Here is a 16,278-nt window from a genome sequence, read left to right on the forward strand (position 1 = left end):
TTTTGTGCTGGTTGATGTGGTTATTGTAAATTGGAATTCTAAAGATCTTCTTAAATCTTGCGTAGACTCGGTGTTGCAACATAGTCATAAGCTGCTTGGGCAATTAGTGGTCGTTGATAATGCTTCTAGCGACACCTCTATTGATTTTCTTAGCGCTTACCCTTCAGTTACTTTATCGGCATTAAGCAGTAATGTGGGGTTTGCCAAAGCCTGTAATTTGGGAGCATCGCTGGGTGATTCTGACTATGTATTGTTTCTCAACCCCGACGCTGCATTAGATGCCGATACCTTGTCGCAGGTAAGCCAATTCATGAATGCTAGCGAAAACCAAGCCATCGGCATTTGCGGGGTTCCGCTACTTGATGAACATCAGCAGGTGGCCAGGAGTTGTTCGCGCAGGCCCACCGTTAAAGGGATAGCCGCCCATGCTTTGGGTATTGACCGTTTATGGCCCAGGTTTGGTCAAGCTATGCGCGATTGGGATCACAACAACGACGCCGAAGTAGATCAAGTTATAGGGGCGTTTTACTATGTGCGACGCACTCTTTTTCAGCAACTAAAGGGCTTTGATGAGCGCTTTTTTGTTTATTACGAAGAGGTTGATTTTGCAAAACGGGCTGCTGATTTGGGTTACAAAAGTTACTTTTTGAGCAAGACTCATGCTTTTCATGTGGGAGGAGGCACTTCAAGGCAAGTAAAAGGTTTGCGCATGTTTTATTCGATTCGAAGTCGGCTATTGTATTGCTTCAAACATTTTGGCCGTTTTACTGCCGTGGCTGTTGCTTTGTTAAGCTTAGTGATTGAGCCCTTGCTGCGCATGCTGCAATCTTTATTGCGCAGAGATATGGACGGCTGTAAAGAGTTGCTACTTGCCTATTCAAAACTTTGGAAATGGGCCATTTTTCGTGAGCAGGGCAAATAGCATGAAAGTGTTAGTATTGACTAAATACTCGCGTAATGGCGCAAGCTCTAGGTTAAGAACCTTTCAGTACCTCGATGCGTTGACAGACAGCGGGGCAAAGATAACCACAAGCAGTTTATACGATGCTGAGTATCTGCAAACACTGTATGAAACCGGGTCGAGAAAGCGGGTGTTGTACTATTACCTTAGGCGTTTGTTAGTGCTATTTACCGCTCGTAAGTACGACGTTCTGTGGATTGAAAAAGAGCTGTTTCCTTATTGCCCCGCGTTGATTGAACGCTGTCTTCGATTGTTCAAGATATCATTTATCGTCGATTACGATGATGCCATTTTTTACAACTATCAGCTCTCTTCTAATAGGCTGATTCGCAGAGTACTAAATAACAAAATATCTTCGGTTATGAATAAGGCTCAGTGGGTGGTAGCGGGCAATGCTTTTTTAGCTGCTGAGGCTAAAAAAGCCGGCGCTACTAGTGTATCTGTTATCCCTACGGTGCTCGATATAGATCGCTACAAAGTCACCCAGCGAGAGCAAACGGGGCCGCTGGTTATAGGTTGGATCGGCTCGCCGTCTACGGCAAAATATGTCGTTGAAATAGCCGAGCAACTGCGCGTTATTAGCGCTGAGTTTGATATTGAATTGCATTTAATGGGAGCCTCTTCTGCTACAAAGCAGCAACTTGATGGCTTATCCGTTAAGATTTTTGACTGGTCTGAAGCCACTGAAGTCGCTTTTATCCAATCTATCGATATCGGGATTATGCCCTTAATTGATGGGCCTTGGGAGAAAGGGAAATGTGGCTATAAGTTGATTCAATATATGGCTTGCGGAGTACCAGTAATAGCGAGTGCGGTAGGGGCCAATATCGAGATTGTTGAAGATAGCCAATCGGGCTTGCTAGTTAAGCCAGAGGAGCCATGGACTGAGGCTTTAACGCAATTGTTATCGTCTGTCGATCTGAGAAAAAAAATGGGTTTGGCGGGACGAGAGGCCGCGGAACAGCGTTACTCTTTGCAGGTTCAGTCAAAAAAATTAGTCACTATTTTGAAAAATGTAGCGGCTAAATAATGTTTAAATTGATGAGTGGAGCTTAGATTGAGTAGTTCAGTGCTGGTTATCGCCAGTTTCGCCGATTCTATTTTGACCTTTAGAGGTGATTTGCTGTTAGCGATGCAAGCAAATGGCCACCAAGTACATGTGGCTGCCCCTGATTTTAGCCAAGCGCAATTGGAACAGTTGTCGAGCATGGGGATTGTTGGTCACGCCTATCAATTGCAACGCACCGGGCTTAATCCGTTTAAAGACCTGTCGAGTGTGGTGTCATTATTTAAGCTGATTAAAACGCTACAGCCAAACACGGTATTAAGTTACACCATTAAGCCGGTCATTTATGGCTCATTGGCGGCAAGGCTGGCGGGAGTTCGCCAGATTTATTCGATGATAACCGGTTTGGGCTATGTGTTTAGCCATGCCATAAGCTTTAAGCAAAAGCTTTTACATGCCTTAGTGTGCACGATGTATAAACTGAGCTTGGCATTAAACCGTGCGGTATTTTTTCAAAACCCAGACGACCGTGAGCTATTTACTCAACAACATATTGTGCCATTGGCTAAAACCCAGCTGATTAATGGCTCTGGCATAAACTTAGGGCTGTTTGCCGCTAAGCCTTTGCCAGAACGCTTACCCACACTGCGCTTTCTACTCATAGCGCGATTACTTAAAGATAAAGGCATTTATGAGTATGTGGCAGCGGCTAAAATATTAAGAGAGAAGGGCTATCAGGCTGAGTTTCATTTAGCCGGCTGGTTGGATGACAACCCCAGCTGTGTTGATGAAGCCGATTTAAAGCAATGGATAGAGCAAGGTTTAGTGATTTTTCATGGTCGGGTAGATGACGTTAAACCCCTTTTGGAAAATTGCCACGTATATGTGCTGCCATCGTATCGTGAGGGCACTCCTCGTACGGTGTTAGAGGCGATGGCTACCGCAAGGCCGATTGTGACGACTGATGCCCCCGGTTGTCGTGAAACAGTGATAGATAAACAAAATGGCTTTTTAGTGGCGCCGCAAAATGGCCCAGCCTTAGCGGATGCGCTGATTTGCTATTTACAACAGCCTGAATTGCTTGAGCAGCATGGCCAGGCGAGTCGGCAATATGCTGAGCAGCGCTACGATGTAAAACGGGTTAATCAACAAATCTTAGATGTCATCAACGGAGTGAGTTAATTGCTAAAAGACAAGATGTTTAGTTTCTTTGAACGGCTGCTGGCTGCCATATTGTTACTGCTGCTAACACCGGTGTTGCTGATGGTGGCGGTACTTATCGCGTTCAAGTTGGGGCGGCCGGTCCTATTTACCCAGCAGCGGCCGGGTTTACACGGTAAAGCGTTTAAGATGATTAAGTTTCGCAGCATGCGAGATGATAAAGACAGTACTGGTCGGTTATTGTCAGATGAAGAGCGCTTAGGCGCGTTTGGCCGAGCCTTACGTGCCAGCAGTTTAGATGAGTTACCCGAGCTGTGGAATGTCGTTAAAGGTGAGATGAGCTTTGTTGGCCCCAGACCCTTGTTGATGGAGTATTTACCCCTTTATTCAGAGCAACAAGCAAAACGACATAATGTTAAACCCGGGGTAACCGGCTGGGCACAAATCAATGGCCGAAACTCGGTCACTTGGGAGCAAAAATTTCAGCTGGATGTTTGGTACGTTGAAAATCGCTCTGTTTGGCTAGACATTAAAATACTGTTTTTAACGGTGAAAAAAGTGATTAGTAAAGATGATGTTAACGCAGTTGGGCAGGCTACTATGAGCAAATTCACCGGGAGTAAGTCGTGAAAAGCATTGCGATTTATGGCGCTGGTGGCCATGCTAAGGTGGTGGTTGATATCGCCAAACAACTGGGTTACACCCACATTGTTTTGTTTGATGAACGTTGGCAGCAGCTAGGGTTGATAGAAGCTTGCTCGGTAAAAGGTGATTGGCAGGCTTTGCTTCGCTATTTGGCCGATAAGCCCAGCTCGGATGTGCATGTTGCTATTGGTAATAACCATACGCGTTTAGACAAAATTGCCCAGTTAGAACGCTTGGCTTATCAGCAACCCGTATTAGTTCATCCTAGGGCTTATGTTAGTGATTCTGCCAGCATTGGATTGGGCTCAGTGATTATGGCTAATGCCACGGTGAGTGTGAATTGCCGCATCGGTAGAGGGGTCATCATTAACCATAATAGCTCGGTTGATCATGATGGACATTGTGCCGATGGAGTGCATATTGCTCCCGGGGCTCACCTTGCCGGAGAGGTGAGTGTGGGACGGGCGAGTATGCTTGGAATTGGCAGTTGTATTATTCAGGGAATTATCATTAAAGCCGATGTAATTGTTGGTGCAGGTTCAGTGGTAGTAAAAGATGTGAAGCATGCTGTAAAAGTGTACGGAAATCCCGCTAAATAAGGCCTGAATGATTGTAGCTGGCGTCGCTTTGGTTCACTATAACGGCAGCATTTATAAAGGATTATAAGTAATAGTATTCATGGAAGAGTTACCTCGTTGGCCTAGTTTTACCGAGCAAGAAGCGCAAGCTGTTAGTGATGTTTTGTTATCTAATAAAGTTAATTATTGGACCGGCGAAAACGGTAAAGCGTTTGAGAAAGAATTTGCCGCTTGGTGTGGCAGCGAACACGCCGTAGCAGTAGCCAACGGCACCTTAGCTTTAGAGTTAGCGTTACGTGCCTTAGAGATAGGTGAGGGCGATGAAGTTATTGTTACCTCTCGTACGTTTATCGCCTCGGCCAGTTGCATCGTTAATGTAGGTGCAAAACCAGTATTTGCCGATGTGGCACTAGACAGTCAAAATATCAGCGTCGACACCGTTACCCCGCTTATTTCCGATAAAACCAAAGCCATAATTTGTGTGCACTTGGCCGGCTGGCCTTGTGAGATGAATGATTTCAAGCGCTTGGCAGAGCAACATCAATTGTATTTAATTGAAGATTGCGCTCAAGCCCATGGCGCCAAATATCATGGACAAGCCGTTGGCAGTTTGGGCGACATTGCGGCGTGGTCATTTTGCCAAGACAAAATTATGACCACCGGCGGTGAAGGCGGTATGGTCACCACCAACAATGCTTCGCTTTGGCAACGTATGTGGTCTTATAAAGACCACGGTAAATCATGGGAGGCGGTTTATCAGCGCCAACATCCACCCGGTTTTCGCTGGTTACATGAAAGCATTGGCAGCAATTGGCGTATGACCGAAATGCAAGCTGCGATTGGTCGCATTCAATTACAAAGAATGGGCGATTGGCACCAACGCCGAGTGGCTAATGCACAGAGGCTCACCGAGTGTTTAAGTGAGTTTAGTTTCATCAACATCCCTCGCGTTCCAGCGCATATCCAACATGCATTTTATAAGTTTTATGCCTTTGTTGATGAGTCACAGTTAGCGGGCATAACGAGAGATCAGATTGTCGAGCAGTTAAACCAGCATGGTGTGCCATGTATGCAAGGCACCTGCGGTGAAATCTACTTGGAGAAAGCCTTTAATGGTTTAGGCGTACAACCTAGCCAAGCGCTTCGCAATACTCAGCAGTTAAGCCGTAGTTCTTTGATGTTTATGGTGCACCCAAGCTTGTTGGCCGCAGACATGAGCAAGATATGCAGCGCTATACAAGCGACTTTGCAGCAACTTGTTGTTCACCAACACTTAGACAGCATGCAGGTAAAAGGAATTTAGATGCTCGCTCATCATACCTATCTCACTATTCTTAATTTGATTAGTCGCCGTCAAAAAGCCGCGCTAATGCTAGTACTAGACATTGTGTTTTTGAGCTTAGCGTTTTGGGGCGCTTTATGGGTAAGGTTTGCTGACGCTAACTACTTTAAAGATACCCCCACTTGGATCACCTTCTTTTCTGTGGCGCTAACCACCCTTATCGGTTTTTGGTACTTTGGTTTGTATCGCTCGGTATTGCGTTACATTAATGCCAAAAGTTTACAATGTATCTTGTTGAGCTTTTTGCTCGCAACGCTATTAATGATTGTGACTTCATTTTACTTTCAGGCCTTAATTCCCAGAACGGCTCCTTTTATTTATTTGGCATTTGGGGTGATGTTGTGTGGCGGGGTTCGGTTTGCCATTCGCTTGTTGTTTGTGTGGTTAGAGAATAGTGCCAAACAAAATGTCATTATTTTTGGGGCCGGCGAAAGTGGTAGGCAGTTATTACAGGCCATTAGCCAAGGTGATAATTTTCAAGCTGTGGCCTTTATTGACGATAAAGAAGAGCTACGTAACTCGCTAATTCATGGCTTAACGGTTTACCCGCCAAGTCAGTTAGCGAAACTGATCCACCGTTTTCAAGTATCTAAAGTATTATTGGCTATCCCTAATGCGGGTAAAAAAAGGCGCTCAGAAATTCTGATTGGTTTAGCTAATCTGAATACCGAAGTGTTAACGGTTCCCCGTTTAAATGACTTGGTCACCGGTGAAGCGAAAGTAGATCAGATCAAAGAGGTCGATATTGAAGATTTGCTGGGGCGCGAAGCAGTAAGCCCTGATGTACACCTTATGGAAAGCCAAATTCGCAATAAAACCGTGTTGGTGAGTGGTGCTGGCGGGTCTATTGGCTCTGAATTGTGTCGGCAAATACTGCAGTTTAGGCCGGCTAGACTATTATTGATTGAGCGCTCAGAAGTAGCCTTGTATCAAATAGAACGAGAGCTTAAGAGTCGCTGTGAAGCATTAGCACTTAACATTGAGCTAGTGCCTCTAATGACCTCTGTACAACACCTGCCTCGCTTAACGAGCATTATGCAAACTAACAATGTAGATACGGTGTATCACGCTGCCGCTTATAAACATGTGCCCTTAGTTGAACAAAATGTGGTGGAAGGGGTGTGTAACAATGTATTTGGCTCTTACAACATTGCTCAAGCAGCCATCAAAGCAAATGTAAGATCGTTTGTCCTGGTGTCTACAGACAAAGCGGTTCGCCCTACCAATGTGATGGGCGCCACTAAACGTTTAGCCGAGTTGGTTATGCAAAGCTTGGCCGACCATCAATCACAAACGACCATTAGCATGGTGCGTTTTGGTAATGTGCTGGGTTCTTCGGGTTCGGTTATCCCCTTATTTAAAGAGCAGATCCGTAAAGGAGAGGCGCTTACTATCACCCATCCGGATATTATTCGCTATTTTATGACCATACCAGAGGCCGCTCAGCTGGTTATTCAGGCTGGCTCTATGGCTAAAGGGGGTGAGGTATTTGTGCTGGATATGGGCGAACCAGTGAAAATCGCCGAACTGGCTAAGCGAATGGTGCATTTATCGGGCTTAGAAGTGCGCGATGAAAATAACCCTGACGGCGACATTGAACTTAAATATACAGGGCTTAGACCTGGCGAAAAACTCTATGAAGAGTTGCTGGTGGGCGATGATGAAAGGCCTACAGACCACCCACGGATCCTCACTGCCAATGAGAGTTTTATCCCTTGGGCAGAACTGATGGATTTGTTTAGCGATCTGAATGACGCTTGTGATGCGATGGACCAACATGCGGTGATTCGCTTATTGAAACAAGCGCCTTTGGCATACTGCCAAGAGCCGCGCCAGCCGCACTTAAAAGCGGTCTCTTAGGATTGCACAGTGGTTAAGCTCACGCTGATACGCGGCTTACCCGGGAGCGGTAAATCAACACTGGCTAATACTATTGATGCGGTTCATCTAGAGGCCGATATGTACTTTGTGAACCAACAGGGCGAGTACTGTTATCAGCCAGATAAAATTGCTCAGGCTCATCAATGGTGCCAGCAGCAAACCGAGCAACAATTGGCCTTAGGCCATGATGTAGTAGTGGCGAACACCTTTGTACAGCAATGGGAAATGCAAGCTTATCGTGACCTTGCCAATAAGTACCAGGCTGAGTTAGAGATAGTGTGTTGTAACGGGCAATACTCTAACGTTCATGGGGTCAGCGCACTGACTATCGCCAATATGCGGGCTAAGTGGCAAGATTAGCCAAGACAAAAAATAAAAAAGACGCTTTATGCGTCTTTTTTGTTTTTAGAGGCCTCGTTATGCCGTTCTAGTTTCGGCATACATGGCACTGATTTGCTCAGCAAAGCGACTTTCGATGACTGCGCGGCGCAACTTAAGTGTTGGCGTTAGTTCACCTTGTTTCATACAAAACTCGCGTGGCAACAGGGTAAATTGTTTCACCTGTTCAAAGCGCGCCAAATTGGTTTGTACTTGTTTAAGCCTCGCTTGGATAAGTTGTTTGATTTCGGCGTTTTCTAACAACTCATTGCGGTGTTGCCATTTTATACCTAACTGTTTGGCATGCAGTTCTAAGGCTTCAAAGGCGGGTACAATCAGCGCCGATACGAAGTGGCGAGCGTCAGCAATAATCGCGACTTGCTCAAACAAAGGCTCTCGAATCAACGCGCCTTCAACTCGCTGTGGGGCAATGTATTTACCGCCAGAGGTCTTCATTAACTCTTTAATACGCTCGGTCAGTACCAGATTACCTTGGGCATCAATATTTCCAGCGTCGCCGGTGTGTAGCCATCCATCGACGATGGTTTCGGCGGTAGCTTGTGGTTTATTAAAGTAACCACGCATGACGGTGTCACCTTTAACCAAAATTTCACCCTTATCAGATATTTTTATCTGTAGGGCTTCTAAGGGCTGACCTATAGTACTGATCGCTTTTTGTGTTTCGCTATAGCAAGACACCGTAGCGGTCGATTCTGTCATCCCGTAGCCGTAGTTAATCGGTACGTCTAAGCATTGAAAAAAGCTATTGATATCATCAGCTAATCTCGCGCCAGAGCAGGGTAGTAGTCTTGCTGGGCCGAACACGGCGCGGATCTTAGCTAATACCAGTTTGTTCGCTAGGGCGTAACGTAGCTTCAACCAAATAGAGGGTGTTTGCTGTTGCTGCTTAGCGTTTAAGCGCTGTTGAGCGACCGACATTGCCCAGTTAAACAGTGTTTGTTTTACCGCTGGAGCGGCTGATACTTTCTGTAGAATCGCCGAGTGGATTTTTTCATACAGGCGCGGCACACTGCACATCAGCGTAGGCTGACTGCGCGGTAAGGCTTGTTGTATTGTTGCCGGGTCTTCTAAGTAAATATTGGTCGCTCCGCGATACAATATGTAGTAAGTCCAAGCCCGTTCAAATACGTGACTTAGTGGCAAAAAGCTCAGCGATACATCATCACTATTTACCGCTAAACGTTGGTCATGCATAGCAAAGGCTGCGGCAAAATTGCGGTGATCAAGCATCACCCCTTTAGGCTCGCCGGTGGTACCAGAAGTATAAATAAGGGTGGCTAAGTCATCCATTTGCAGCTGTTTTTGGCGCTCTGAAAGTTCTGTGTCGTTGGCGCTTTCGCCTAATGTGAGAATTTGCTTCCAGCTAAGTACATTTTGCTGCTTAGTATGTTCGCTGTCTTCAAAGCAAATTAAGGTTTCCACATGGCCTGCAGCCAGTAGCTCTAAGCCTATTTCTACCTGCTCTGCTTGACCTACAAAAAGGATTTTGCAGTCAGCATCTTTTAGTATGTATTGGCTTTGCTCGAGGGTGTTGGTTGGGTATATCGGCACTACACAGCCGCGCGCTGCCAAAATGCCAAGATCGGCGATGGTCCATTCAGGCATGTTGGGGGACATAATCGCCACCCGCTGTTGTGGTTGATGGCCTAAGCGAACCAAACCTTTTGCGACTAGCGTCCATTGCTGAGAAAAATCGGTCCATGTAAAACACTGCCAGGCTTGATTACGCCAAATTTTCAGCGCCACTTGTTGGGCTTGCTGCTGAGCTTGTTGGCTAAGCAAGGTAACGATGTGCTGCATGTATTCTTACCTTTAAATGGATGAGGGCAAGTAGTTGCCACTTTGAGCGGGCTATTTTAGGGAGTTTTGATTGAGCGAACAAGTGTAAGCTCAGCAAAAATGAAATAATATTTCGTCACGTTATGGGAAGCGATAATTCATGCTGCTTAGCGGCTTTGAATTACCAACAACACACTCAATTACTCTGGTCTGTAGGCGACGCTTACAATGCCCCAATTGCTGAGCAAGTGGCAGGACGAGTTTAGTGCCGTTAGAATGATGGGTAAACGTTGCCATTTTAGCCGTGAATACAAATGTAATTCTTCATCCTTATTATCGGTTTTCAGACCAAATTAGAGGCTGAAGTATCTAAGGGGTTTACGCCTTTTGTTCAAGGTTTAGTGTATTTGCTAGTTAACTAAAGCCTCTATTTAGCAGTGTTTGTACCTGTTTATCATTTGATGCTAAGCAAACAGAATAATGCGCAGAGACACAAAAATAATGATTACTAGAAGTAAAGTTTACATAAAAGTGGAAACGTTTACCCTTTCGTGCTTCAATATAATTATTCAGGCTGTTATAAGCAGTGTTAGTTTGATGAGCGCTTAGCGATTGTTACAGCGTAAATGGAGAAAGGAATGAACAAGGTCTTGGTGACGGGCGGTATGGGTTACATTGGTAGTCATACCTGTGTACAAATGATTGAAGCTGGCTTAAGCCCCATTATTTTGGATAATTTGTGTAACAGTAAGCTTGAAGTATTGGCACGTATTGAATCTTTAACCGATAAGCAGCCAGCCTATTATCAAGGTGATGTGCGAGACCGCGCCATTCTGGAGCGCATTTTCGTTGAGCATAAAATCGATTCTGTGATCCACTTTGCGGGCTTAAAAGCGGTGGGCGAATCAGTACAAAAGCCTTATGAGTATTACGATAATAATGTCGTTGGTTCGCTGGTACTGATTGATGTTATGCGTAAAGCGGGGGTTAAAAGCATCGTATTTAGCTCATCAGCCACGGTATACGGTGAGCCAAGTGTGATGCCTATTGATGAAAGTAGCCCCACTGGCGATGTCACCAATCCTTACGGTCGCAGTAAATACATGGTGGAACAATGCTACCGAGACATTCAACTGGCGGCGCCAGACTTGAGTGTCACCCTGCTGCGCTACTTTAATCCGGTGGGAGCACATCCTAGTGGCTTGATGGGCGAAGACCCGCAAGGGATCCCTAATAATTTAATGCCATTTATCGCTCAAGTGGCGGTGGGGCGTAGAGACAGTTTATCGGTATTTGGCAATGATTATCCCACGCCAGATGGCACCGGTGTTCGAGATTATATTCACGTAATGGATTTAGCCGAGGGCCATATTGCTGCCTTGACCAAGGTGGGTAAACAAGCAGGTCTACATGTTTTTAACTTAGGTACTGGCACAGGTAGTTCGGTATTAGAGATGCTTAATGCCTTTGGCAAAGCTTGCGGTAAAGACATCACTTATAACATTTGCCCTCGCCGTAATGGTGATATTGCCGAATGCTGGGCCGCTACCGATAAGGCCAAGCAAGTCTTGGGCTGGAAGGCGACCCGGAGTGTTGAAGATATGGCAGCGGATACCTGGAACTGGCAGTCGAACAATCCCAATGGCTACGATAAGTAATCACTTTGAAATTAGAGAGCGTTTAAATGACGTTTTTGATGGAGTAATAAACCCATGGTAAACAATTTATTTGACCCCACTGAGCATCCTCATCGCCGCTATAACCCTCTAACAGGGCAGTGGATTTTGGTGTCGCCGCATCGCGCCAAGCGCCCTTGGAGTGGCCAAGACGAAGCCCCTGCAACGGCGACTTTGCCAAGTTATGACAAAGGCTGCTTTTTGTGTGCCGGTAATACCCGTATTTCGGGTGATAAAAACCCTCACTACCAAGGGACTTATGTATTTACCAACGACTTTGCGGCCTTAATGACCGATTCACCCGAGGTGCCAGCCTCAAGCGATCCCTTGTTTAGAAGTATGCAAGCGCGCGGTTTAAGTCGAGTGATTTGTTTCTCTCCCGACCACAGTAAAACCTTACCGGAGTTATCGCTTAATGCGATTCGCTGTGTGATTGATACCTGGAATCAACAAATTGAAGAGTTAGGTAAAGACTATCTATGGGTGCAGGCCTTTGAGAACAAAGGGGAAACCATGGGGTGTTCACAGCCGCATCCGCATGGACAAATTTGGGCGAATAGCTTTTTACCTAATGAGATTGAACGTAAAGACCAGCATTTACGTAGCTATTACCAACAGCATGGTAGTAACTTGCTGGTGGACTATGCGAGCAAAGAGCAAGCCGATGGTACGCGTACCGTTGTAGAAACCGAGCACTGGATCGCCGTGGTGCCTTACTGGGCGGCATGGCCCTTTGAAACCATGTTGTTGCCTAAAGCGCCTATTCGTCGTATTAGCGAGTTATCAAACCAGCAGCGAGATGATTTAGCCCTTGCGATTAAAAAGCTCACCAGTCGCTACGATAATTTATTTCAGTGTTCATTTCCTTATTCAATGGGCTGGCACTTTGCGCCCTTCTTTAAAGAAGGTGATAGCTCTACTGAACACTGGCAGTTACATGCCTTGTTCTACCCACCGCTATTGCGCTCTGCCAGTGTACGTAAATTTATGGTGGGGTATGAAATGCTAGCCGAAAGCCAGCGAGATTTAACGGCAGAACAGGCGGCTGAAAAATTACGCAATGTCAGCGACGTTCATTATAAAGAACAAGTTAAATAAGGGAGCAGCAAATGACTCAACGCCAAAAACAACTAATTGAAAAGGTAAGCACTGCCTTTACTACTATGACTGGCTCAGCCCCCGCCAAACTCATTCAGGCTCCTGGGCGGGTAAATTTAATCGGCGAGCATACTGATTACAACGATGGTTTTGTGCTGCCTTGTGCCATCGATTACCAAACTGTAGTCGCTGCCTCGCCTCGCGATGACAGCATCGTGCGGGTTGTATCGGTAGATTATGATAATCAAGTCAATCAATTTGATATTAGTCAGCCGCTAGAATTTGACGAAACCTGCATGTGGGTGAATTACATACGCGGTGTGATTGATTGTCTATTAACTAAAGGCTATCAACTAAAAGGTGTTGATCTTGCGGTCAGTGGTAATGTGCCACAAGGGGCAGGGCTTAGTTCTTCTGCTGCACTAGAGGTAGTGATAGGCCAAACCTTTAAAACACTGTTCAATTTAGAGGTTTCTCAGCAGCAATTGGCCTTAATTGGCCAAGAAGCTGAAAATAACTTTGTAGGTTGTAATTGCGGCATTATGGACCAATTGATCTCTGCCGAAGGAGAGGCCAATCATGCTCTGCTGATTGATTGCCGCTCACTAGACACTAAAGCAGTCGCCATGCCGGAAGAGATGGCCGTGGTGATTATTAACTCGAATAAAAAACGTGGCTTGGTAGACAGTGAATACAATACTCGCCGGCAACAGTGTGAAGCCGCAGCTAAAGGTTTAGGGCTTAGTTCTTTACGTGATGTTAGTGAAGCCTTGTTTGCCGAAAAAGCTGACACCTTAGACCCCGTTGTTGCTAAGCGGGCACGCCATGTTATTACTGAAAATGCGCGTACACTGGCAGCGGCTGAAGCGCTAAAAGCCAATGATATGGCAAGCTTGAGTGTATTGATGGAGCAATCACATGCTTCAATGCGAGATGATTTTGAGATTACCGTGCCCGAAGTTGATAGCTTGGTTGATATTGTTAAACAAGTCATTGGTGCCGAGGGTGGGGTACGTATGACTGGTGGTGGTTTTGGTGGTTGTATTGTGGCGTTAATGCCGCCGGCTTTAGTAGACAAAGTATGCCAAGCAGTAGAGCAGCAGTATCAAGCAAAAACTGGCTTAAAGGAAAGTATTTATGTGTGTAAGGCGATGGCGGGAGCTGGTGCTCTATAGTCATTAAGCTCGATTAACTTCACTTTACACTGGTAGGCCATAGCTTAAGTGTGTTTCAAAAACCTCGATGTTATTCGAGGTTTTTTGTATTTGGTGTGGCTGGTGATTATTGCCGTATGGGCTGGAATTATTGGCGTCCCCTGCGAGATTCGAACTCACGTCTAAGACTTAGGAGGGGGGTGTTGTTAATCATTTTTTGTAAAAATAATTCATATAAATCAAAGCAATATGTTTTATTGTGTTTTTCATAGTACCTTCTTTAGTACGTTTTTATGCTTGAAAATAGTAATTAGGGCTAATATTCGGCAAACTTTGTGGATTGATATACAAACGACAAAAAAGAAAGTGGCGTCCCCGGCAGGAGTCGAACCTGCGACCTTGTCCTTAGGAGGGACCTGCTCTATCCAACTGAGCTACGGAGACAACAAAGAAGAAGGTAGAGTCTATATCAATTCACGGTCTCATCCAATATCGAAACGAATAAGTGATGGAAAAACAGCCATATACACAAGTGACGTCATTATTAGTGTCCAAATACAAACTATGTGGGTTATCGTTTGGGTGCTGCTTATTATTCCAGTGAGAGTGTGACCGTAGATTTGGGCGGTTTTAGTGAACACTACGCAAGAAAGAACGTGAAAGTGACTAACGACTTTCAAGTTGACGTACTCAATCAAGGGTATGAGTTATCGTTATTAATTAACGGCTCCCTCACATGAAGGGGGATTCTAGATCAGGTCTCAGAAACCAGCAACGACTGCTCATTAGAGAGTACTTTAGTGAGTAAGGGCGTTTGGCTTACTACATGGAGCCTAGTTGGAACACTAAGAAGTTACCCGATAAGCGCGAGTAGCCTCAGGGGTGTAAATCAGAATTGCCCAGAATCTTCATTGGCTGAAATTTACTCGTGGAATTTTCTAGCTCGAAATTGTCCAAAAATATGTTAGCAGTGATCGTTATGATTGATGATAAGTCATGAGAACACCTCTAATTAGGTGGCCAAATTTATTGTGCCACTACACGGATCTGATTAGACGATACGGGGACCAAGCATAAAAGACTCTTTCTCTAAACTATGAGTGAGCTTAGTATTCAGTTTAGCAAGTTAAAAGTCAAACTTTGGTAAGGCCTGAGAGCATCCGACGCTTTTTATGGTAAAAATGTAACTTCACTATAAAAGGTAAAACCATGGATGAGCAGCAAAAGATAGAATTACGAAGACATTGGTGTAACCTTTCAAAAGACTTCAGAATTGACACATAACGGGCTATCAAGTCAACTTGTAATAAGAAGATAACGGATCAAGAGATTGCTATCAAAGGCGTATTTAAGACAGTATTTAGTGTTAATAATGAACGGTAAAAGCGAAAAAATGAAGGGATTAAGAACAGTTGCAGCTCTTCAATATATCCCAAGTGACCGTCAACCCACAAACGAGTCCGTCGCGGACTATGTTAAACATAGCGGCATATCAGCACTTACATAACGTAAGTAGCAACTATTGCTGATACAAAAAAATTATATATTCCGCTTTACACAAAATCAACCTCAAGGTAGCAGGGGCCTAATTAGTGAGTTTAATTGGGTCAAGCTCTTAGGTATCGGTTAGCTGTACTTCATTTTGGGGTTCAATCGCTATGGTAAGGTCAGTGAGCTACTGCGAGTGAGCCGATGACTATATTGTGCTAATTTAGGCATAACCATCAAGTTCAATATTTTTAATGTACTCGAGAACGTTATTAGCTCGTCCCGACTCACACAATTGCTTTGCGGTTAGATTAGCGCACGCAGGTAACGGTTCCAGCTTGAACCAGTTGTTTGCGACGCTGATGTCGCCTGACCATTTTAGGATAAACTCAAGTATGTAGTCTATTTCTTGCACTGAAAAGTACTTAGCGAGTTCTTGATTAAGTAACTCAAATTGCTTTCCATTGTCTTCCATTTTGCTTTTCCTTCTTAATATTACCTAGTGAAAATAGCCATATTAGCAATAAATAACAAATGGCTAGTTGTGTTCAGGATTATTGCTCAGCTGCCGCTAGGTCATCATCTCATATTGAAGTAACGAAAAATTCGCTAAATATAAGTGTTAGGAGGGGATACGGATTTCGTCAACGTTAATCTGGATGTGTTATTTAATTGTTTCTGCTCAGTAGAAATACGTAAGAACAGCGGGTTAATAGATTGAGGCATCAGAACGAGTTAAGTTTAATTATTGTCGTCTATATACAGAAGAATATGTTGAAAAATCAACATGGATAAAACGCAACGAGATAATAGCGATAGTGCAGAGGTGAAGTGCGACTGAAGGAGTCATGGGTATAGCGCAAAAAATTAACCTTGAAAAAAAGCTATTTGTTTTCAAACTGTTGTTTTATACCTCAGCCTCTGGCTGAGAATTAATCCAGATAGATGATGATGTTTGTAATTAAGTCAAATACGCTAGTAATCATGTGATTTGATGAACAATGATAGACAAAAATCTTAGGGGTTAAATTAAGACTAAAGGCTTTATTTGACGACAAATATAGTGTATCAAAACCAATTTTTTAAAGGAACCCATTGGCACTTAATTAA

Annotated in this window: 13 protein-coding genes and 1 tRNA gene; 11 read left to right on the forward strand and 3 right to left on the reverse strand. The window is 44.6% G+C overall.

The window, feature by feature from the left end; translation table 11 throughout:
* The first annotated feature begins 4 nt into the window (after positions 1-4).
* From M0C34_RS07475 to M0C34_RS07510, 8 genes are all read left to right on the forward strand, one after another.
* Positions 5-922 carry a glycosyltransferase family 2 protein gene (locus tag M0C34_RS07475; protein WP_248715009.1) on the forward strand — a complete coding sequence of 306 codons (918 nt, stop codon included), beginning with the start codon at positions 5-7 and terminating at the stop codon, positions 920-922.
* A 1-nt stretch (position 923) separates the two neighbouring features.
* Positions 924-1,991: a glycosyltransferase family 4 protein gene (locus M0C34_RS07480; protein WP_248715010.1), complete on the forward strand. Its 1,068-nt coding sequence runs from the start codon at positions 924-926 to the stop codon at positions 1,989-1,991.
* A 27-nt stretch (positions 1,992-2,018) separates the two neighbouring features.
* Positions 2,019-3,149, forward strand: a complete 1,131-nt coding sequence (locus tag M0C34_RS07485; protein WP_248715011.1) for a glycosyltransferase family 4 protein — start codon at positions 2,019-2,021, stop codon at positions 3,147-3,149.
* 15 nt (positions 3,150-3,164) lie between these two features.
* Complete coding sequence (locus tag M0C34_RS07490; protein ID WP_248715611.1) at positions 3,165-3,758, forward strand: sugar transferase; 594 nt, start codon at positions 3,165-3,167, stop codon at positions 3,756-3,758.
* Complete coding sequence (locus tag M0C34_RS07495; RefSeq protein WP_248715012.1) at positions 3,755-4,372, forward strand: acetyltransferase; 618 nt, start codon at positions 3,755-3,757, stop codon at positions 4,370-4,372. Before M0C34_RS07490 ends, M0C34_RS07495 begins: the two co-directional genes overlap by 4 nt.
* 79 nt (positions 4,373-4,451) lie before the next feature.
* Positions 4,452-5,654 carry a DegT/DnrJ/EryC1/StrS family aminotransferase gene (locus tag M0C34_RS07500; protein WP_248715013.1) on the forward strand — a complete coding sequence of 401 codons (1,203 nt, stop codon included), beginning with the start codon at positions 4,452-4,454 and terminating at the stop codon, positions 5,652-5,654.
* Complete coding sequence (locus tag M0C34_RS07505) at positions 5,655-7,553, forward strand: polysaccharide biosynthesis protein (protein WP_248715014.1); 1,899 nt, start codon at positions 5,655-5,657, stop codon at positions 7,551-7,553.
* A 9-nt stretch (positions 7,554-7,562) separates the two neighbouring features.
* Positions 7,563-7,934, forward strand: a complete 372-nt coding sequence (locus M0C34_RS07510) for an AAA family ATPase (protein ID WP_248715015.1) — start codon at positions 7,563-7,565, stop codon at positions 7,932-7,934.
* A gap of 57 nt (positions 7,935-7,991) precedes the next feature.
* On the opposite strand, the gene M0C34_RS07515 is transcribed toward M0C34_RS07510, so the two are convergent.
* The gene (locus M0C34_RS07515) at positions 7,992-9,773 is read right to left on the reverse strand and encodes an AMP-dependent synthetase/ligase (protein WP_248715016.1); all 1,782 of its coding nucleotides are present in this window, start codon (positions 9,771-9,773) and stop codon (positions 7,992-7,994) included.
* Between the two features lie 617 nt (positions 9,774-10,390).
* Between M0C34_RS07515 and galE the strand changes: the two genes are divergently transcribed.
* The 3 genes from galE to galK are packed head-to-tail and all read left to right on the forward strand — an operon-like array spanning position 10,391 to position 13,701.
* Positions 10,391-11,410 (forward strand): UDP-glucose 4-epimerase GalE, encoded by a 1,020-nt coding sequence (galE, locus tag M0C34_RS07520; protein WP_248715017.1) that lies wholly within the window; start codon positions 10,391-10,393, stop codon positions 11,408-11,410.
* A 54-nt stretch (positions 11,411-11,464) separates the two neighbouring features.
* Complete coding sequence (locus tag M0C34_RS07525) at positions 11,465-12,526, forward strand: UDP-glucose--hexose-1-phosphate uridylyltransferase (protein WP_248715018.1); 1,062 nt, start codon at positions 11,465-11,467, stop codon at positions 12,524-12,526.
* Between the two features lie 11 nt (positions 12,527-12,537).
* Entirely contained in the window at positions 12,538-13,701 is a 1,164-nt protein-coding gene (gene galK, locus M0C34_RS07530) for a galactokinase (RefSeq protein ID WP_256469353.1), read from the forward strand.
* A 346-nt stretch (positions 13,702-14,047) separates the two neighbouring features.
* Here galK and M0C34_RS07535 read toward each other — a convergent pair.
* Together M0C34_RS07535 and M0C34_RS07540 are read right to left on the reverse strand one after the other, a co-directional pair.
* Positions 14,048-14,124, reverse strand: a tRNA-Arg gene (locus M0C34_RS07535).
* 1,267 nt (positions 14,125-15,391) lie between these two features.
* On the reverse strand, positions 15,392-15,643 hold the full coding sequence (locus tag M0C34_RS07540; protein ID WP_248715019.1) for a hypothetical protein: 252 nt from the start codon (positions 15,641-15,643) through the stop codon (positions 15,392-15,394).
* Between the last annotated feature and the right edge of the window lie 635 nt (positions 15,644-16,278).

This window comes from Agarivorans sp. TSD2052, from assembly GCF_023238625.1.
Lineage (GTDB): Bacteria > Pseudomonadota > Gammaproteobacteria > Enterobacterales > Celerinatantimonadaceae > Agarivorans.